This window comes from Serratia sp. BNK-23, assembly GCF_047456145.1.
GTDB classification, from domain to species: domain Bacteria; phylum Pseudomonadota; class Gammaproteobacteria; order Enterobacterales; family Enterobacteriaceae; genus Serratia; species Serratia nematodiphila.
The window spans coordinates 3596845-3616057 of record NZ_CP179900.1; the positions used below are offsets into that span (position 1 = coordinate 3596845).

General features: G+C 61.6%; 19 protein-coding genes and 1 riboswitch. Of the genes, 8 read left to right on the forward strand and 11 right to left on the reverse strand.

Annotation, left to right across the window (positions count from 1 at the left end; genetic code table 11):
- The first annotated feature begins 2 nt into the window (after nt 1-2).
- Together fbpC and ACMGF9_RS17130 are read left to right on the forward strand one after the other, a co-directional pair.
- Nucleotides 3-1049 carry a ferric ABC transporter ATP-binding protein gene (fbpC, locus tag ACMGF9_RS17125; RefSeq protein ID WP_015377028.1) on the forward strand — a complete coding sequence of 349 codons (1047 nt, stop codon included), beginning with the start codon at nt 3-5 and terminating at the stop codon, nt 1047-1049.
- Nucleotides 1050-1295: 246 nt separating this feature from the next.
- Nucleotides 1296-1562, forward strand: coding sequence for a hypothetical protein (locus ACMGF9_RS17130; protein WP_033642249.1), 267 nt, complete (start codon nt 1296-1298; stop codon nt 1560-1562).
- Between the two features lie 41 nt (nt 1563-1603).
- Here ACMGF9_RS17130 and dusC read toward each other — a convergent pair whose 3' ends face one another.
- From dusC to rhlE, 3 genes are all read right to left on the reverse strand, one after another.
- A complete protein-coding gene (gene dusC, locus ACMGF9_RS17135) occupies nt 1604-2536 on the reverse strand; it encodes a tRNA dihydrouridine(16) synthase DusC (RefSeq protein ID WP_414160334.1) in 933 nt (310 codons plus the stop codon).
- An 84-nt stretch (nt 2537-2620) separates the two neighbouring features.
- Nucleotides 2621-3580 (reverse strand): D-2-hydroxyacid dehydrogenase family protein, encoded by a 960-nt coding sequence (locus ACMGF9_RS17140; RefSeq protein ID WP_015377025.1) that lies wholly within the window; start codon nt 3578-3580, stop codon nt 2621-2623.
- Nucleotides 3581-3694: 114 nt separating this feature from the next.
- A complete protein-coding gene (rhlE, locus tag ACMGF9_RS17145) occupies nt 3695-5068 on the reverse strand; it encodes an ATP-dependent RNA helicase RhlE (RefSeq protein WP_075684764.1) in 1374 nt (457 codons plus the stop codon).
- Nucleotides 5069-5365: 297 nt separating this feature from the next.
- Here rhlE and cecR point away from each other — a divergent pair, with 297 nt between their 5' ends.
- Genes cecR through ACMGF9_RS17170 form a run of 5 tightly spaced genes read left to right on the forward strand, consistent with a single transcriptional unit; the run spans nt 5366 to nt 11084 of the window.
- Nucleotides 5366-6064 carry a transcriptional regulator CecR gene (gene cecR / locus ACMGF9_RS17150; protein ID WP_015377023.1) on the forward strand — a complete coding sequence of 233 codons (699 nt, stop codon included), beginning with the start codon at nt 5366-5368 and terminating at the stop codon, nt 6062-6064.
- Nucleotides 6065-6082: 18 nt separating this feature from the next.
- On the forward strand, nt 6083-7069 hold the full coding sequence (gene hlyD / locus ACMGF9_RS17155; protein WP_414160335.1) for a secretion protein HlyD: 987 nt from the start codon (nt 6083-6085) through the stop codon (nt 7067-7069).
- Between the two features lie 8 nt (nt 7070-7077).
- Nucleotides 7078-8814, forward strand: a complete 1737-nt coding sequence (locus tag ACMGF9_RS17160) for an ATP-binding cassette domain-containing protein (protein ID WP_414160336.1) — start codon at nt 7078-7080, stop codon at nt 8812-8814.
- Nucleotides 8811-9965 carry an ABC transporter permease gene (locus tag ACMGF9_RS17165; protein WP_414160337.1) on the forward strand — a complete coding sequence of 385 codons (1155 nt, stop codon included), beginning with the start codon at nt 8811-8813 and terminating at the stop codon, nt 9963-9965. Before ACMGF9_RS17160 ends, ACMGF9_RS17165 begins: the two co-directional genes overlap by 4 nt.
- Before the next feature lie 12 nt (nt 9966-9977).
- Entirely contained in the window at nt 9978-11084 is a 1107-nt protein-coding gene (locus ACMGF9_RS17170; protein WP_414160338.1) for an ABC transporter permease, read from the forward strand.
- A 70-nt stretch (nt 11085-11154) separates the two neighbouring features.
- On the opposite strand, the gene ACMGF9_RS17175 is transcribed toward ACMGF9_RS17170, so the two are convergent.
- From ACMGF9_RS17175 to moaA, 6 genes are all read right to left on the reverse strand, one after another.
- Entirely contained in the window at nt 11155-11865 is a 711-nt protein-coding gene (locus ACMGF9_RS17175; RefSeq protein WP_004939761.1) for a Bax inhibitor-1 family protein, read from the reverse strand.
- Between the two features lie 130 nt (nt 11866-11995).
- Nucleotides 11996-12463 (reverse strand): molybdopterin synthase catalytic subunit MoaE, encoded by a 468-nt coding sequence (moaE, locus tag ACMGF9_RS17180; protein WP_033633871.1) that lies wholly within the window; start codon nt 12461-12463, stop codon nt 11996-11998.
- 2 nt (nt 12464-12465) lie between these two features.
- On the reverse strand, nt 12466-12711 hold the full coding sequence (gene moaD / locus ACMGF9_RS17185; protein ID WP_004939768.1) for a molybdopterin synthase sulfur carrier subunit: 246 nt from the start codon (nt 12709-12711) through the stop codon (nt 12466-12468).
- Entirely contained in the window at nt 12708-13187 is a 480-nt protein-coding gene (moaC, locus tag ACMGF9_RS17190; RefSeq protein ID WP_004939770.1) for a cyclic pyranopterin monophosphate synthase MoaC, read from the reverse strand. Before moaC ends, moaD begins: the two co-directional genes overlap by 4 nt.
- A 3-nt stretch (nt 13188-13190) precedes the next feature.
- Complete coding sequence (gene moaB, locus ACMGF9_RS17195) at nt 13191-13706, reverse strand: molybdenum cofactor biosynthesis protein B (RefSeq protein ID WP_021503999.1); 516 nt, start codon at nt 13704-13706, stop codon at nt 13191-13193.
- Nucleotides 13707-13730: 24 nt separating this feature from the next.
- A complete protein-coding gene (moaA, locus tag ACMGF9_RS17200; RefSeq protein WP_075684767.1) occupies nt 13731-14717 on the reverse strand; it encodes a GTP 3',8-cyclase MoaA in 987 nt (328 codons plus the stop codon).
- Nucleotides 14704-14848, reverse strand: a riboswitch (molybdenum cofactor riboswitch). (Overlaps the previous gene by 14 nt.)
- Before the next feature lie 260 nt (nt 14849-15108).
- On the opposite strand from moaA, the gene ACMGF9_RS17205 reads away from it, so the two are divergent.
- The gene (locus ACMGF9_RS17205) at nt 15109-16026 is read left to right on the forward strand and encodes a gluconeogenesis factor YvcK family protein (protein WP_004939781.1); all 918 of its coding nucleotides are present in this window, start codon (nt 15109-15111) and stop codon (nt 16024-16026) included.
- 6 nt (nt 16027-16032) lie between these two features.
- Here the strand turns inward: ACMGF9_RS17205 and ACMGF9_RS17210 are convergent, their stop codons facing one another.
- Nucleotides 16033-16299, reverse strand: a complete 267-nt coding sequence (locus ACMGF9_RS17210) for a VF530 family DNA-binding protein (RefSeq protein WP_004939783.1) — start codon at nt 16297-16299, stop codon at nt 16033-16035.
- A 100-nt stretch (nt 16300-16399) separates the two neighbouring features.
- Nucleotides 16400-18412 carry an excinuclease ABC subunit UvrB gene (uvrB, locus tag ACMGF9_RS17215; protein ID WP_004939786.1) on the reverse strand — a complete coding sequence of 671 codons (2013 nt, stop codon included), beginning with the start codon at nt 18410-18412 and terminating at the stop codon, nt 16400-16402.
- Nucleotides 18413-19213 lie beyond the last annotated feature (801 nt).

The window sequence follows — 19213 nt, forward strand, 5'->3', positions numbered from 1 at the left end:
TGATGAGCCAGAAAAATTTCGTTGAACTGCGCAACGTCTCCAAACGGTTCGGCAACAACACGGTAATCGATAACATCACGCTCACCATCCCGCGGGGGCAAATGGTGACGCTGCTCGGCCCTTCCGGCTGCGGCAAAACCACCATTTTGCGCCTGGTCGCCGGGCTGGAAAAGCCGAGCGACGGGCAGATATTCATTGATGGTGAAGACGTTACCCATCGTTCCATCCAGCAGCGTGATATCTGCATGGTGTTCCAGTCTTATGCCCTGTTCCCGCATATGTCGCTGGGGGAAAACGTCGGCTATGGCCTGAAGATGCTCGGCATCCCGCGCGCCGAAGTGAAAGCGCGCGTGCAGGAAGCGCTGGCGATGGTGGACTTGGCGGGGTTTGACGATCGCTATGTCGATCAGATCTCCGGCGGCCAACAGCAGCGCGTGGCCCTGGCGCGCGCGCTGATCCTCAAGCCGAAAGTGCTGCTGTTCGACGAGCCGTTGAGCAACCTCGACGCCAACCTGCGCCGCAGCATGCGTGAAAAGATCCGCGAGCTGCAAAAGCAGTTTGATATCACGTCGCTGTACGTCACCCACGATCAGAGCGAGGCTTTTGCGGTCTCCGACACCGTACTGGTGATGAATAAAGGGCATATCATGCAGATGGGCTCGCCGCAGGATCTCTATCGGCAGCCCGCCTCGCGCTTTATGGCGAGCTTTATGGGGGACGCCAACCTGTTCCCGGCCAGCTTCAGCGCCGACCATGTCGATATCAGCGGCTATCGTCTGCCGCGCCCCGCGCACTTTGCCGCCCAGGGCGCCGGCACGGTGGGCGTGCGCCCGGAGGCGATCACGCTGAGCGAGCATGGCGATGAAAGCCAGCGCTGCGTGATCGAACATGTCGCCTACATGGGGCCGCAGTATGAGGTAACGGTGGCGTGGCACGGGCAGCAAATTTTGCTGCAGGTTAACGCCACCCGCCTGCAACCGAACGTCGGCGAGCAGTATTATCTGGAAATTCACCCCTACGGCATGTTTATGCTGGCGGACGCGGCATAATAAGCATCACTCTTAAGCGTTAGAATAACGGTCATCCCGTATGGGATGGCCGAAAATAATCGCCAAAAACACCGTATTTATCTATTTTTACAATTCCACCCAAGTCCTTGTTCAGCCGAACAATAAATATAGCCACACCCACTCAAAAATAACCACCCAGACCACTCAGGGTGATATTTTTATTTAAATAGGGTAAGCTTGATCCCGCAGTCGAAATTATTTAACGGCCAACTCAAGGAGAAATTCATGAGCAACAATGCAAATGCACAGGCGCAGCTGGATAATTTACGCAACGTCGCTTCCCAGCTGAAGGAAATGCGCCACTACGCGCAGTCGAATATCGAGACGCTCTCCGCACACTGGCTGGCCTTCGATCAGGGGGAATGCAAAAATAAGGCATTCGCCGAAGCCATTAACGACCTGTTGAATAAGCAGGGCGCCTGTCTGGAAGGACTGGAAAAAACCATTCAGGATATCGAGATAGAATTAAACCGTCTTGATAAAGCCGCCTGATAATGCCGATTTAAATAAACCCGCCGCGCGCGGGTTTATTTTCAGCTGCGGCAGATGACGCGCGCAATATCCCCGGACGTCGTCAGCGCGCGTATTTCGCTGAACAGTTCGGTGGCTTCGTCATATTCTTTGCGCAAATAGCCTAACCACTGTTTGATGCGCGCCACGTGATACAGGCCGGTGTCGCCCTGCTTTTCCAGATGGACGTATTTTTGCAGCAGCTCAACCACCTGCGGCCAGGGCATGCGCGGTTCGTTGTACTTCACCACCCGGCTCAGGTTCGGCACGTTGAGCGCGCCGCGCCCCAGCATGATGGCGTCGCAGCCGGTCGCCTGCAGGCAATCCTGCGCGCTCTGGTGATCCCAGATCTCGCCGTTGGCGACAACCGGGATGCTCAGCCGCTGACGGATCTCGCCGATCGCCGCCCAGTTGATGCGATCCGCCTTGTAGCCGTCCTCTTTGGTGCGGCCGTGCACCGTCAGCTCACTGGCGCCCGCCTGCTGCACCGCATCGGCGATTTCAAAGCTGCGATTGGAGGAGTCCCAGCCCAGGCGCACCTTCACCGTGACCGGCAGATGGGCCGGCACCGCCGCGCGCATCGCTTTGGCGCCCTGGTAGATCAATTCCGGATCTTTGAGCAGCGTCGCCCCGCCGCCGCTGCCGTTCACCAGCTTGGACGGGCAGCCGCAGTTGAGATCGACGCCGTAAGAGCCCAATTCCACCGCACGCGCGGCGTTTTCCGCCAGCCACTGCGGATACTGCCCCAGCAGCTGTACCCGCACCAGCGTGCCCGACGGCGTGCGGCTGACGTGACGCAGCTCCGGGCACAGCCGGTAGAACGACTTGGCCGGCAGCAGCTGATCGACCACGCGCAAAAATTCGGTGATGCACAGATCGTAGTCGTTCACTTCGGTGAGTAACTCACGCACCAAAGAATCGAGAACGCCCTCCATCGGAGCCAATAATACGCGCATGACCAATCCCAGCTAAAAAAAGACCCGCAATGATACGGGTGAATGCCCGCGCCAGACAAGCCTCAGCGGGCATTAAAAATGCCGTCAGCCCAGCCGGCGGATCGGTTGGCCGGCAAGGAACGCCGCAATGTCCTCGACCGCCTCGGTGAAGTAGGCGCGGTAATTGTCGTCCGCCACATAACCCACATGCGGCGTCGCCAGCACGTTGGGCAGCTGGCGAAACACGTCGTCGGCCGGCAGCGGCTCCGTCTCGAACACGTCCAGCCCGGCGCCGGCGATCTTACGCTGTTGCAGGACGTCCACCAACGCCGCCCGATCGACGATGCCCGCGCGCGAGGTATTGATCAGGTACGCGGTGGGCTTCATCGCCGCCAATTCATCACGCCCCACCAACCCGCGGCTGCGATCGCTCAGCACCAGGTGAATGGAGACAAAGTCGCTCTGCTCAAACAGCGCCCGCTTGGACGGCGCCAGCTCAGCGCCCTCCTGCGCCGCCCGTTCCGCCGTCAGGTTCTGGCTCCAGGCCAGCACGCGCATGCCGAACGCCTGCGCCACCCGGGCCATCTGGCCGCCGATCTTGCCCAGCCCCAGCAACCCCAGCGTCTTGCCCTGCAGCGTGACGCCTAAGCCCAGCTGCCACGGGCCATTGTTTTGCAGCCCGACGCTTTCCGGCACGATATGCTTCGCCAGCCCGAGCAGCAGCGCCCAGGTCAGTTCCATCGGCGCGGCCGAGCCGCTGGCGGTGCCGCACACCACCACGCCGCGCTCGGCGGCGGCGGCCAGATCGATAGCGGCGTTGCGCATGCCGGAGGTGATCAGCAGCTTCAGCTTCGGCAGCCGCGCCAGCAGCGAGGCGGTCATCGGCGTGCGCTCGCGCATGATGACCAGAATGTCGCACTCCTGCAGATGCACCGCCAGCTCCGCTTCATCGGTAAAGTGCGCGCTGATGGCCGACACCTCCACCCGATCGGCCAGCGCCGACCAGTCCGCCATCTTGAGCGCCACCTGCTGGTAATCATCGAGAATTGCGCACTTTAATTTCATCTCCGTCTCCTGGAATCTAGGGGTAGCCACCGTCCAGCCTAGTACGAAAATGCCGTTCCGCCAGGCAAAAAAAAAGCCGCCCGTATCGGCGGCTTACTCTTTGAGCAATCAGGCTTATTCGGCTGGTTTGCGGTTGCGCGGGCGGCGCGAAGACGGCGCGCCGGAACGACGCTGGCCATCACCCTGCGGGCGGGCGTTACCGTTGCCACGGTTTTCACGCTGGCCGCCGTTCGCGTTACCGCTGCGCTGACCGCCGCCGTTACCGGAACGCTGGCCGCCGCCGTTGCCGCGCGGCGCGCCGCGCCCGCCACCCTGACGGCCGTTGATGATCGGCTCGGCCTTGATGGTCGGATCCGGCTCGTAGCCCGGCAGCGCAATGCGCGGAATTTCACGCTTCAGCAGACGCTCGATGTCGCGCAGCAGCTTGTGCTCATCCACGCACACCAGCGAGATAGCCTCACCGGTACGCTCCGCGCGGCCGGTACGGCCGATACGGTGCACATAGTCTTCCGGCACGTTAGGCAGCTCGTAGTTCACCACGTGCGGCAGCTGGTCGATATCCAGACCGCGCGCCGCGATGTCGGTCGCCACCAGCACGCGGATGCGGCCGTCTTTGAAATCGGCCAGCGCGCGGGTACGGGCGCCCTGGCTCTTGTTACCGTGGATCGCCGCGGCGGTGATGCCGTCTTTGTTCAGCTGTTCCGCCAGATGGTTGGCGCCGTGCTTGGTGCGGGTAAACACCAGCACCTGTTTCCAGTCGCCTTCGCCGATCATCTGCGACAGCAGTTCCCGCTTACGCTTCTTGTCGACGAAGTGCACGCTCTGCTCAATCTGCTCGGACGCGGTGTTGCGGCGCGCCACTTCCACCGAGGCCGGGTTATGCAGCAGCTTGTTGGCCAGCGCCTTGATGTCGTCGGAGAACGTGGCAGAGAACAGCAGGTTCTGACGCTTGGCCGGCAGCTTGGCCAGCACGCGGCGGATGTCGTGGATAAAGCCCATGTCCAGCATGCGGTCCGCTTCGTCCAGCACCAGAATTTCGATTTTGGACAGGTCAACCGCGTTCTGATGCTCCAGATCCAGCAGACGACCCGGCGTCGCCACCAGGATATCGACGCCGCCGCGCAGCTTCATCATCTGCGGGTTGATGCTCACGCCGCCAAACACCACCAGCGAACGCAGGCGCAGGTGTTTGCTGTAGGCATCGACGTTTTCGCCGATCTGCGCCGCCAGCTCACGGGTTGGCGTCAGGATCAGCGCGCGCACCGGGCGACGGCCCTTGACCGGATGGTCATGCTTGCTCAGCAGCTGCAACAGCGGCAGGGTAAAACCGGCGGTTTTACCAGTGCCGGTCTGGGCGCTGGCCATCAGGTCACGACCTTCAAGCACGACAGGGATAGCCTGACGCTGGATTGGCGTCGGTTCGCGATAGCCCTGTTCTTCAACAGCGCGCACAATTTCAGCACTTAAGCCGAGGGTTTCAAATGACATAAAGAGAAAAACTCCAGATCCCCCCTAACCTAACGGTGTTCGGTGCAGTTTCCTGGGAGGATGATCAGACGGGGCATTAAGCATGACCACGAGGGATTGGCACAAACTGCAGTGCACCAGGCGGCGATTGTAACAGAAGTCGCGCAATAAAAAGCACTTTTACGCACCCAGAGCACAATCTGCCGTAAATTCAGCATTGTCTGAAGCCGATCACATAACTCATTGTGGTTAGCGGTTGCGTTTTAGACAATCTGGCATAAAGTTAATCATATGATTGATTAACTTCGAGCGTGACCCATGCCAGCTTCCGTACCTCATCAGGCCGCCGGCCGGGCGCGCGGCGAGCAAACGCGCCGGCAACTGCTCGCCGCGGCGACCGAACTGTTCGGCGAATTCGGCCTGCAGGGCGCCACCACGCGCGATATCGCCCAGCGCGCCGGCCAGAACATCGCCGCCATCACCTACTACTTCAGCTCCAAAGAGGGGCTGTATCTGGCCGTAGCGCAGTCGCTCGCCGATTTCATTCAGCAGGCGTTCGCCCCGTTGGCCGAAGAGGTCGATCGCTTTGGGCAAGAAGTGCCCGAACAACGCTCACCCGACGCGGCGCTACGCTTGCTGCAGCGTGGCCTGCTGGCCTTCAGCGAGCTGATGACCCAGCCGCACACGCTGAACCTGAGCAAAATCATGTCGCGCGAACAGCTCGCCCCGACCGAGGCCTATCCGCTGATCCACCGCCAGGTGATCGCGCCGATGCACGAGCGGCTGTGCCGCCTGCTGTCGGCCGCCACCGGCATTGACGAGCACGCCACTCGCCTGGTGCTGCATACCCACGCGCTGATCGGCGAGGTGCTGTCGTTCCGCGTAGCGCGAGAGACCATCCGCCGTCAGGCCGGCTGGCAAGAGATTGGTGAAAGTGAAGCGGCGCAAATCGCGGCGGTGCTGAGCGAGCATATCGAGATTTTGGTTATTGGGCTGCGCCAACGTCACGGCGCGTAAATTCAGGCAGGGAGTGTTATGAACAAAAAACGCAGTGCCTTGATCGTGTTGTTAATTCTGCTGATCGCGGCCGCCGCTTACGCGGTCTGGCATTACCAACAGCAGCAGGATAAGCCGCTGACGCTGTACGGCAACGTCGATATCCGCACGGTCAACCTCGGCTTCCGCGTCGACGGCCGCCTGGCGTCGCTGACGGTGGATGAAGGCGATGCCGTTCAGCCGGGCCAGCTGCTAGGCAAACTGGACGATGCCCCCTATCGCAACGCGCTGCAGCAGGCCGAGGCCAACGTCGGCAGCGCGCGTGCCAAACTGTCGCTGCTGCAGGCCGGCTATCGCACCGAAGAGATCGCCCAGGTGCAGTCAGAAATGGCGCAGCGCCAGTCCGCCTTCGCTTACGCCGACAGCTTCCTGAAGCGCCAGCAAGGGCTGTGGGCGAAAAACGCTACGTCCGCCGACGCGCTGGAGGATGCGCGCACCGCCCGCAATCAGGCGCAGGCCAACCTGCAGGCGGCGAAGGACAAGCTGTCGCAATACCGCAGCGGCAATCGCCCGCAAGAGATTGAACAGGCCAAGGCCGACGTGGCGCAAAGCGAAGCGGCGCTGGCGCAGGCGCAATTGAATCTGCAAGACGCCACGCTGGTCTCCCCGTCCGCCGGCACGGTGCTGACCCGCGCGGTGGAGCCGGGCACCATGCTCGGCGCCGGCGGCACAGTATTCACCCTGTCGCTGACCCGGCCGGTGTGGGTGCGCGCCTACGTCAACGAGACCAGCCTGAACCAGGCGGTGCCCGGCACCGAGCTGGAAATTTACACCGACGGCCGCCCCGACAAGCCTTACCACGGCAAGATCGGTTTCGTCTCGCCGACCGCGGAATTCACGCCGAAAAGCGTTGAAACGCCGGATCTGCGCACCGATCTGGTGTATCGCCTGCGGGTGATCGTCACCGACGCCGACGACGCGCTGCGCCAGGGCATGCCGGTCACCCTGTGCTTCGCCAAACCCTGAGGCCGGCCATGGAACAGGCGCACACCATCGAACTGGAAGGGCTGGAAAAGCGCTTTCCGTCGCTTGAGAAACCGGCGGTCGCCAGCCTGACCACCACCCTGCGCAGCGGCGCGGTCATCGGGCTGGTCGGCCCGGACGGCGCCGGCAAAACCACCCTGCTGCGCATGCTGGCCGGGCTGCTGCAGCCCAGCAGCGGCAAATTGCGGGTCGCCGGGCTGGATCCGATCGCGCAGGATCGTCAACTGCACGCGATCCTCGGCTACATGCCGCAGAAGTTCGGGCTGTATGAGGATCTGACGGTGATGGAGAACCTGACGCTGTACGCCGATCTGCGCGGCGTTACCGGCGATCTTCGCCGCCAGACCTTTGAACGGCTGTTGAAATTCACCGATCTGACGCGCTTCACCGAGCGCCTGGCGGGCAAGCTGTCCGGCGGCATGAAACAGAAGCTCGGCCTGGCCTGCACGCTGGTCGGCGAACCCCAGGTGCTGTTGCTGGACGAGCCGGGCGTCGGCGTCGATCCTATCTCGCGCCGCGAGCTGTGGCGCATGGTGCACGAGCTGGCCAATGACGGCATGTTGATCCTGTGGAGTACCTCTTATCTCGACGAGGCCGAGCAGTGCCGCGAAGTGCTGTTGCTCAACGAGGGTGAGCTGCTGTTCAGCGGCGCGCCGCAGGATCTGACCCAGCGCATGGCCGGGCGCACGGTGTTGATCGCCGCGCCGCCGGGCAGCCATCGATCGTTGCTGCAGCGGGCGATCTGCCTGCCGGCGGTCACCGACGGCGTGATCCAGGGCAAGTACCTGCGCCTGATCCTGAAAGAAGGCGAAGATCACCGGCAGCTGCTGCAGGCGCTGGATCTACCGGACGCCGAACTGGACGAAGCGGATCCGCGCTTCGAGGATGCGTTTATCGATCTGCTCGGCGGCGGCCCCAACCATCGCTCGGCGCTGGCGGAGATCATGCCGACCGTCAACGGTGAAAGCGGCGAAACGGTGATCGAAGCGGTGCAGCTGACCAAAAAATTCGGCGACTTCGCCGCCACCGATCACGTCGACTTTCAGGTGCGGCGCGGAGAAATCTTCGGCCTGCTCGGCCCGAACGGCGCCGGCAAGTCCACCACCTTCAAAATGATGTGCGGCCTGCTAGTGCCGTCCGGCGGCAAGGCGCTGGTGCTGGGGATGGATCTGAAGACCAGTTCCGGCAAGGCGCGCCAACGCCTCGGCTACATGGCGCAAAAATTCTCGCTGTACGGCAACCTGACGGTGGCGCAGAACCTGAAGTTCTTCTCCGGTGTCTACGGCCTGAGCGGCAAGGCGCAGCGCGACAAAATCGACGAAATGTCGCGCGCCTTCAACTTCACGCCGATCCTCGATCAGACGCCGGACGCGCTGCCGCTCGGCTTCAAACAGCGCCTGGCGCTGGCCTGCGCGCTGATGCACGAACCGGATATTCTGTTCCTCGACGAACCGACTTCCGGCGTCGATCCGCTGACGCGGCGCGAGTTCTGGCTGCACATCAACGGCATGGTCGACAAGGGCGTCACGGTGATGGTGACCACCCACTTTATGGACGAGGCGGAATACTGCGACCGCATCGGCCTGGTGTATCGCGGCAAGATCATCGCCGCCGGCACGCCGGACGATCTCAAACAACAGGTGGCGCGCGACGACAATCCCAGCCCTTCGATGGAGCAGGCGTTTATCGAGCTGGTGCAGGGCTACGACGAGGAGGAAACGCGGTGAGCGATAACCGACCCCCAATCGACGACGGCGGCTTCTCCTGGCGCCGGCTGCGCGCGCTGTGCCTGAAGGAGACGCGGCAGATACTGCGCGATCCCAGCAGCGGCCTGATCGCCTTCGTCATCCCGCTGATGCTGCTGTTTATCTTCGGCTACGGCATCAACCTGGACTCCAGCAAGCTGCATCTGGGCATTCTGATGGAACAACAGAGCGAAGACGCGCGCGATTTGGCCCACGCCTTCGCCGGTTCGCTCTATATCGAACCGACCATCAGCGATAACCGCCAGCAGCTGATCCAGCAGATGCAGGCCGGCACGATCCGCGGCCTGGTGGTGATCCCGGTGGATTTCGACCAGCGCATGGCGCGCCCGCACGACAGCGCCCCTATCCAGGTGATCACCGACGGCAGCGAGCCGAACACCGCCAACTTCGTGCAGGGCTATGCCCAGGGCGTATGGCAAGTTTGGCAACAGCAACGCGCCGCCGATCGGGGGAGCAGCGACCAGCCGCTGATTGACGTGCAGATGCGCTACTGGTTCAACCCGGCGGCCATCAGCCGGCACTACATCATTCCCGGCGCCATCACCATCATCATGACGGTGATCGGCGCCATTCTCACCTCGCTGGTGATCGCCCGCGAATGGGAGCGCGGCACCATGGAGGCTCTGCTGTCCACCCAGGTGACGCGCAGCGAGCTGCTGCTCTCCAAGCTGATCCCCTATTACTTCCTCGGCATGATCGCCATGGCGCTGTGCATGGCGGTGGCGGTGTGGGTGCTCGGCGTGCCCTATCGCGGTTCGCTGCCGATCCTGCTGCTGATCAGCAGCCTGTTCCTCGCCAGCACCCTCGGCATGGGCCTGCTGATCTCCACCCTCACCCGCAACCAGTTCAACGCGGCGATGGTGGCGCTGAACGCCGCCTTTCTGCCGTCGATCATGCTGTCCGGCTTCATTTTCCAGATCGACAGCATGCCGGCCATCGTGCGCGCGGTGACCTACATCATTCCGGCGCGTTACTTCGTCAGCACGCTGCAAACGCTGTTCCTGGCGGGCAACGTCGGCACCGTGCTGGCGATCAATCTGCTGTTCCTGATCGCTTCCGCCGTGGTGTTCATCGGCCTGACGGCCTGGAAAACCCAGCGCCGGCTGGATTAAGGAGAAAGAGCGATGTTTCACCGTCTGTTGACGCTTATCATCAAGGAAATGCAGGCGCTGCTGCGCGATCCGCAAACCCGCGCCATCCTGATCATGCCGGTGATCCTGCAGGTGCTGCTGTTCCCGTTCGCCGCGACGCTGGAAGTCACCAACGCCACCATCGCGGTCTACAGCGAGGACAGCGGCCAGGCCTCGGTGGAGCTGACCCAACGCTTCGCCAAGGCCAAAGCCTTCTCCCATGTGCTGCTGCTGCGCAATCCTCAGGAGATAAAGACCACCATCGACAACCAGCGGGCGCTGCTGCTGATCCGCTTCCCGGCGCAGTTCTCGCGCGATATCGCCGCCGGCCACACCGCGCCGCTGCAGCTGCTGCTCGACGGGCGCAACTCCAACAGCGCGCAGATCGCCGCCAACTACGTGCAGCAGATCGTGCAGGAATATCAGAACGAGCTGCTCGGCAACCGCGCCAAACCCAACAACAGCGAACTGGTGGTGCGCAACTGGTATAACCCGAATCTGGACTACAAATGGTTTGTGGTGCCGTCGCTGATCGCCATGATCACCACCATCGGCGTGCTGATCGTCACCTCGCTGTCGGTGGCGCGCGAACGCGAACAGGGCACGCTGGAACAGCTGCTGGTCTCGCCGCTCACCACCTGGCAGATCTTTATCGGCAAGGCGGTGCCGGCGCTGATCGTCGCCAGCTTCCAGTCCAGCATCGTGCTGTTGATCGGCATCTTCCTGTACCAGATCCCGTTCGCCGGATCGCTGTTGCTGTTCTATGCCACCATGCTGCTCTACGGGCTGTCGCTGGTCGGTTTCGGCCTGCTGATCTCGTCGCTGTGCGCCACTCAGCAGCAGGCGTTTATCGGCGTGTTCGTGTTCATGATGCCGGCGATCCTGCTCTCAGGTTACGTCTCGCCGGTGGAGAATATGCCGGTGTGGCTGCAGGATCTGACCTGGGTGAACCCGATACGCCACTTCACCGACATCACCAAGCAGATCTACCTGAAGGACGCCAGCTTCATCATCATCTGGCGCAGCCTGTGGCCGCTGCTGGTGATCACCGCCACCACCGGCAGCGCCGCCTACGCGCTGTTCCGCCGCAAGATCGCATAAAAAAAGCTCTGCATATCACATGCAGAGCTTTTTGATCGCCAGATACCCTAAGGCTTGAAAGACGACGGATTTAGCGGCGGTTGCCGAAGATGCGCAGCAACATCAGGAACAGGTTGATGAAGTCGAGATACAGCGTCAGCGCGCCGACGATGGCGTACTTGCGGAAGCCGTCTTTATCATCGGCGTTCAGCTGCTCGCCCATCGCCTTGAGTTTTTGCGTGTCGTACGCGGTCAGACCGACGAACACCACCACCCCAATGTAGGTAATCGCCCACATCAGCGCGGTGCTTTTCAGCCAGATGTTCACCAACGAGGCCAGCACGATGCCGATCAGCGCCATGAACAGCATGCTGCCAAAGCCGCTCAGATCGCGCTTGGTGGTGTAGCCGTACAGGCTCATGGCGCCGAACATGCCGGCGGTGACCACGAAGGTGCTGGCGATCGAGCTGTAGGTATAAGCGATGAAGATGCTCGACAGCGTCAGCCCGGTCAGCGCCGAGTAGAGCATGAACAGCGAGGTGGCCACCGCGCCGCTCAGGCGGTTGACCATGCCGGAAATCACGAACACCAGCGCCAACTGGGCGATGATCAGACCGAAGAAGGTGATCTGGCTGGAGAAGATGAAGTTAAGGATCGCGGGCGTATTGGCCGCATACCAGGAAACGAACGCCGTCAGCAGCAGACCGCAGGTCATCCAGCCGTAAACCTGCGCCATGTAGGCCTGAATGCCGCTGTTGGCACGTTCGACGATTGAACCATTAGAGCGTGGATATCGGTCCATGACGGTTACCTTTTGCGTTGTAAACAAGATTCCGAAGCCCCGCGAACGGGGCTTCGCCTGCTATAAGCGTACCACAGAATAGGCCGCGCGAAAGCGGCAAAGGTCTTGATTTGTTTCCGCTGTTGAGGCGTTATTTAGCCGCGTCGTGCCAGCGCTGCGCGGCCTCGCGATCGCTGTCGCGAGCGTCCACCCAACGATCGCCCTGGCCGGTCGCTTCGCGCTTCCAGAACGGCGCGCGGGTCTTCAGGTAGTCCATGATGAACTCGCTGGCGGCGAACGCCATGCCGCGGTGCGCGCCGGTCACGCCAACGAACACGATCTCGTCGCCGGGATACAGCGCGCCAACGCGGTGGATCACCGTCACGCGCTGCAGCGGCCAGCGGCTGCGCGCCTCGGCCACGATCTCCGCCAGCGCCTTCTCGGTCATGCCGGGGTAGTGTTCCAGCGTCAGCGCGCTGACGTCGTCCCCAAGGTTATGGTTGCGCACCTTGCCGGTGAAGGTCACCACCGCGCCGTCGGCATCGCACTGCGCCAGCCACTGATACTCGTCGCCGACGTTGAACGGCGCTTCGCCCACGCGAATGCGGGTGTTTTCCATGCTTACCCCCCGGTGACCGGCGGGAAGAAGGCCACCTCATCGCCGGCGCGCAGCGGATGATCCGCCGCCACCAGCGACTGATTGACCGCCGCCAGCAGTTTGCCGGACTCCAGCGCCAGCGCCCAGCGATCGCCGCGCGCGCACAGCGCCTGGCGCAGCGCCTCGACGGTCGGGTAATCCGCCGGCATCGACAGCGCGCCGGTACCCACCAGTTCGCGCACCTGCGCGAAGAAAAGAATATCGATCATGCGTTCACCTTAAAATCGCCGGATTTGCCGCCGCTTTTCGCCAGCAGGCGCACCGGGCCGATCACCATGTCTTTCTGTACCGCTTTGCACATGTCATAGATGGTCAATGCCGCCACCGAGGCGGCGGTCAGCGCCTCCATCTCGACGCCGGTTTTGCCGGTCAGCCGGCAGCAGGTTTCGATGCGCACCCGGCTGTGCTCCGTTTGCGCCTCCAGCTGCACTTCGACTTTGCTCAGCATCAGCGGGTGGCACAGCGGGATCAGCTCCCAGGTGCGTTTGGCCGCCTGAATGCCGGCGATGCGCGCCGTGGCGAACACGTCGCCCTTGTGATGGCTGCCGTCGACGATCATCGCCAGCGTGGCGGGCAGCATCTCGACGAAGGCTTCGGCGCGCGCCTCGCGCACCGTTTCGGCCTTGGCGGAAACGTCGACCATATGGGCTTCGCCGGCGGCGTTAATGTGGGTTAGCTGTGTCATGACTCAGGGCTTCTTTAAATGGGGCTGGAAGTTGCATGGCCGATGGCGCGCGTCCAACTGCTCTTCGATAATCCGCTCCCAGGCGGTGCGGCAGGCGCGGGTGGAACCCGGCATGGCGAAAATCACCGTGCGGTTGGCCAGGCCGGCCAGCGCGCGCGACTGGATCGTCGCGGTGCCGATCTCTTCGTACGACACCATGCGGAACAGTTCGCCGAACCCTTCCACCTCTCTGTCGAACAGCGGCAACAGCGCTTCCGGCGTGTTGTCGCGCGCGGTAAAACCGGTGCCGCCGGTGATCAGCACCGCCTGCACGTTGTCATCGGCGATCCACGCGGAAACCCGTGCGCGGATCTGGTAAATGTCATCTTTGACGATGGCGCGATCCACCACCTGATGGCCGGCTTCCCGCGCCGCGTCCTGCAGATATTGGCCGGAGGTGTCTTCCGCCGCGCCGCGGCTGTCGGACACGGTCAGGATGGCGATATGCGCCGCAATAAACTCGCTGCTCGCATGGCTCATGGTTCAATAAGCTCCTATTGGCTGTCAGCCGCCGATAAACGACAGGTTCTGGGTGATCCCGCTGTTGCCCTGATGCAGGAAATGGGTCTGCTTCTTGCTCAGCAGCCCGCTCTGGATGCGCGCCTTCAGCGCATCGAGCTGGCCGTCGTCCGCCAGCAGATCGCGCAGGGGCACCCCCTGCTCGCCGAACAGGCACAGGTGCAGATTACCGATGGAAGAAACGCGCAGCCGGTTGCAGCTGGCGCAGAAGTCTTTTTCATACGGCATGATAAGACCCACCTCACCCTGGTAGTCCGGGTGGCTGAACACCTGCGCCGGGCCGTCGCTGCGGCCGCGCGCCTGGCGCTGCCAGCCCTGCTGTTCCAGCTGCCGGCGAATCACTTCGCCGGAAACGTGGTGTTTGCGAAACAGCTCGCCGCCCTCGCCGGTTTCCATCAGTTCGATAAAACGCAGCTGGATCGGCCGATCCTTGATCCAGGCGAGAAAGGCGCCGAGCTGCTGGTGATTGACGTCGCGCATCAGCACGGCGTTGACCTTGACCTTGCTGAAACCGGCGCTGAAGGCGGCATCGATGCCGTCCATCACCTGGCGGAACTTGTCCTGACCGGTGATGGCGTGAAACTGACGGGGATCCAGGCTGTCGATGCTGACGTTGATCGCCGTCAGACCGGCGTCACGCCAGGCGGCGACGTCGCGCGCCAGACGGTAGCCGTTGGTGGTGACCGCCAGCGTGCGGATGGCCGGGTTTTCCCGCACGGCGGCGATGATCTCGGCAAAATCACGGCGCAGCGAAGGCTCGCCGCCGGTCAGGCGCACCTTTTCGGTGCCCAGTTCGGCGAACGCGCGGCTGACGCGGCGGATTTCATCCAGCGACAGGAAGCTTTTCGGGCTGCCGCTCGGCTTGTAGCCATCGGGCAGACAATAGGTGCAACGAAAGTTACACACGTCGGTGATCGACAAGCGCAGGTAATAGAACTTGCGCTCATAAGCATCAATGAGTTGCGGTACCATAACACCTTTCCAAAGTCGGGAGATGCGAGCGTTTCCCCTCTGCACCCTGGTGGCTGACTTCGCCACGGCCCAGGCGCCATATCGTTCCGGATGAACAACGTAGGCGCAGGGGCTAGGAGTTTGATTTCTCTTCCCGCTACCTTGAGTAGCCGGAATGAAACCGTGGTTTTCAGCAGAATTCTAGCGCTAATCGGCAACGATAGCCAACGCGTTAATTCGCTATATAATTGTCTATACAGCGTTTTTAGACGCCGTCTATTCGGGTAAACCATGATAAACATCGCTTGCGTGGACGAATTGACCAGAATCACGCAAATGACACTCTTTATCGCGTTTTTATGCCGGATCCGCTACCTTATGCGGGCAGTTCAGCCCCTTTGTAAGGAAATTTATGCGTAATCGTACCCTGGCCGATCTCGACCGCGTGGTGGCGTTGGGCGGCGGACACGGTCTGGGCCGTGTGATGTCGGCCCTGTCGTCCTTAGGCTCCCGCCTGACCGGCATCGTCACCACCACCGACAACGGCGGTTCCACCGGCCGCATCCGCCGTTCGGAAGGCGGCATTGCCTGGGGCGATACCCGCAACTGCCTCAACCAGCTGATCACCGAGCCGAGCGTCGCCTCGGCGATGTTCGAATACCGCTTCAGCGGCAACGGCGAACTGGCCGGCCATAACCTGGGCAACCTGATGTTGAAAGCGCTGGATCACCTGAGCGTGCGCCCGCTGGAAGCGATCAACCTGGTGCGCAGCCTGCTGAAGGTGGACGCGGCGCTGATCCCGATGTCGGAGCAGCCGGTGGATTTGATGGCGCACGATCACGAAGGCAACCATGTTTACGGTGAAGTGAATGTTGACCAACTGACTCTTATGCCGCAGGAGCTGATGCTGTCGCCCCCGGTCAACGCCACGCGCGAAGCGCTGGACGCCATCGCGCAAGCCGACGTGATCCTGATCGGGCCGGGCAGTTTCCTCACCAGCCTGATGCCGCTGCTGCTGCTGGACGATCTCACCCAGGCGCTGCGCCGCAGCAGCGCCAGCATGATCTATATCGGCAACCTCGGCCGCGAACTGAGCGTGGCCGCCGCGGCACTGTCGTTAAAGGATAAGCTAACGCTGATGGAAGAGAAGATCGGCCGCCGGATGATCGATGCGCTGATTGTCGGCCCGGCGGTGGACACCAGTGAAGTGCAGGATCGGGTGGTGATTCAACAGCCGCTGGAAGCGAGCGACATCCCCTACCGCCACGATCGCCAGCTGCTGCGCCAGGCGCTGGATCACGCGCTGGTGGAGCTGGCTGCCCGCCGCTGACCGAATTTAGCCGTCGCGCCCGCGCAGCCAGGGGTTATCGCTGGCCGGGGCGGGATGGCTGACCATATCGATATACAGATCTTCCACCTCTTTGCGCGCCCAGGGCGTGCGACGCAAAAACTTCAGACTGGACTTGATGCTCGGATCGCTGCGGAAACAGTTGATGCGAATGCGCGCGCCCAGTTCGGACCAACCGTAGTGATCCACCAGTTTATTCAGCAGTTGCTCCAGCGTCACGCCGTGCAGCGGGTCTTTAGACTGGTGTTGGCTCATGTTCGGTACTCTTCGTGGTCAAATCGGGCCGCACACCATAACAGCTTTGACGCGGCCGACAAGGAATTTTGACGCCCACAGCGCGGGCGCCGTCCAACGATCAGGAAATCGCGATGAACTGCTCGCGCAGCTGGTGGATTTCGTCGCGCAGCGCAGCCGCCTGCTCGAACTCCAGGTTCTGCGCATGGGTGTACATCTGCGCCTCCAGATCGCGGATTTTCTGATCCAGCGCTTTCGGCGTGAGGTTCTGCAACTGAGCGCCACCGTCCGCCGCCTTGCTCCTGCCTTTCCCCTTGGCGCGGTTGACCGGCTGGCCGATCTGCAGAATATCGCCGATCTTCTTGTTCAGCCCCTGCGGCACGATGCCGTTGGCTTCGTTATAGGCCTGCTGCTTGGCGCGGCGCCGCTCGGTTTCACCGATCGCCTTGGCCATCGAATCGGTGATGCGATCGCCATACAGGATCGCCTTGCCGTTCAGGTTACGCGCCGCGCGGCCGATGGTCTGGATCAGTGAACGCTCGGAACGCAGGAAGCCTTCCTTGTCGGCGTCCAGAATCGCCACCAGCGACACCTCAGGCATGTCGAGGCCCTCACGCAGCAGGTTGATGCCCACCAGCACGTCAAACTCGCCCAGACGCAGGTCACGGATGATTTCGACCCGCTCCACGGTATCGATGTCCGAGTGCAGGTAGCGCACGCGCTCGCCATGCTCTTCCAGGTATTCGGTCAGGTCTTCCGCCATGCGTTTGGTCAGGGTGGTCACCAGCACGCGCTCGTTGATCGCCGCGCGCTTGCGGATCTCGGAGAGCAGATCGTCCACCTGAGTGGCGACCGGCCGCACTTCCACGATCGGATCCAGCAACCCGGTTGGCCTCACCACCTGATCGATCAGATCGCCGCCGGATTTCTCCAGCTCATATTTGCCCGGCGTGGCGGAAACATAGATGGTCTGCGGCGCCAGCGCCTCGAACTCCTCGAAGCGCAGCGGGCGGTTGTCCAGCGCCGACGGCAGACGGAAGCCGTACTCCACCAGCGTTTCCTTGCGCGCGCGGTCGCCTTTGAACATCGCGCCGATCTGCGGAATGGTGACGTGGGATTCGTCGACCACCAGCAGGCCGTCCGCCGGCAGGTAGTCGAACAGCGTCGGCGGCGGCTCGCCCTCGGCACGCCCGGAAAGGTAGCGCGAGTAGTTTTCGATGCCCGAGCAGTAGCCCAGCTCGTTCATCATCTCCAGATCGAACTGGGTGCGCTGCGTCAGGCGTTGCTCTTCCAGCAGCTTGTTGTTGGCCAGCAGCACCTTGCGGCGGTCCGCCAGATCGACCTTGATCTCTTCCATCGCCTGCATGATCCGCTCGCGCGGCGTCACGTAGTGCGACTTCGGGTAAATGGTAAAACGCGGCACCACCTGCTCAATCTGCCCGGTCAGCGGATCGAACAGCGACAGCCGTTCCACTTCTTCGTCGAACAGCTCGACGCGCAGCGCCAGCTCGTCCGATTCCGCCGGGAAGATGTCGATCACCTCGCCGCGCACGCGGAAGGTGGCGCGCTGGAAAGCCTGATCGTTGCGGGAATACTGCAGCTCCGCCAGGCGGCGCAAAATGGAGCGCTGATCGATGATCATCCCCTGGGTCAGGTGCAGCATCATCTTCAGGTAAAGATCCGGATCGCCCAGACCGTAGATCGCCGACACCGACGCCACCACCACCACGTCGCGCCGCTCCAGCAACGCCTTGGTGGCGGAAAGACGCATCTGCTCGATGTGCTCGTTCACCGAAGCGTCTTTTTCAATGAAGGTGTCGGAGCTGGGCACGTAGGCTTCCGGCTGGTAGTAGTCGTAGTAGGAGACGAAGTATTCCACCGCATTCTCAGGGAAAAACGCTTTCATCTCGCCGTACAGCTGCGCCGCCAGCGTCTTGTTCGGCGCCAGCACCATGGTCGGCCGATTCAGATCGGCTATCACGTTGGCGATGGTGAATGTCTTGCCCGAACCGGTGACCCCCAGCAGCGTCTGGTGCGCCAGGCCGTCTTCCAGCCCCTCTTCCAGCTTGCGGATGGCTTCCGGCTGATCGCCGGCCGGTTTGAACTCGGAATGCAGTTTGAAAAGTTTACTCATTGCTCGGCTACCCTGTGGAGATGCGCGCGCTCAGGCGGCCAGCCGGCTCTGCGCCGGATATGGCCCCTAATTATGGAAAGTGTCGGCGATTTGCGCCAGTGCCCATGATACTGGATATAAAACCAGCTTCAAGCGGATTCGTCGCTGCGCCCGGCACGGCGGCGATGCCGTTGCACCGTGAGGTTACAGCCGGGTGACATTTTTATTGTCAATAACAGATTTATCCCCAGAACTTGCCGAAAATTAACTTATTGATAGCACCGCGTCGAAAAATCATACATAGAGACCTGATCAATACCCTTGTGTATTGATTTTAATTAATCTATTGATATATAACATTTTTAATAAAAAGACGAGAATGCGGGCAAAGCGAACAGAACCCGCGTCCGCTCTCGCTTTACAGCGTTTTTCTAAATCTAATGCACAAGGTTATCCACAGGAATAGTGGATAACTCTCACCGCCCCGCCCGGGGCGGGAGTTACAGAAAGAAAGCTTTTCGCCCTTTACACTCGCCAAAATGGCTTTTTTAGTTATTTTTTCATAAAAATATCGCTTTGTTTATGCCGATTAATACTAAAAATCCCCATTGCCAAAATCGCATCGGCCCCTTTCTCGCGGATCGCGCTTGACGGCGGCGCAATGCCTTGCACCACGCCCTCACCGCAGAGCACCACAAGAGTGCAAAAAACGTCCGGGTTAACTTCCCCGCGTATTTTCAGGCCGCCGCGGCAGAGCGCGTCAGGCCTGATTAGCGGTTAACAAGGCGATAACAATCCCCGTTTTCACCCGGCGGTAAAACT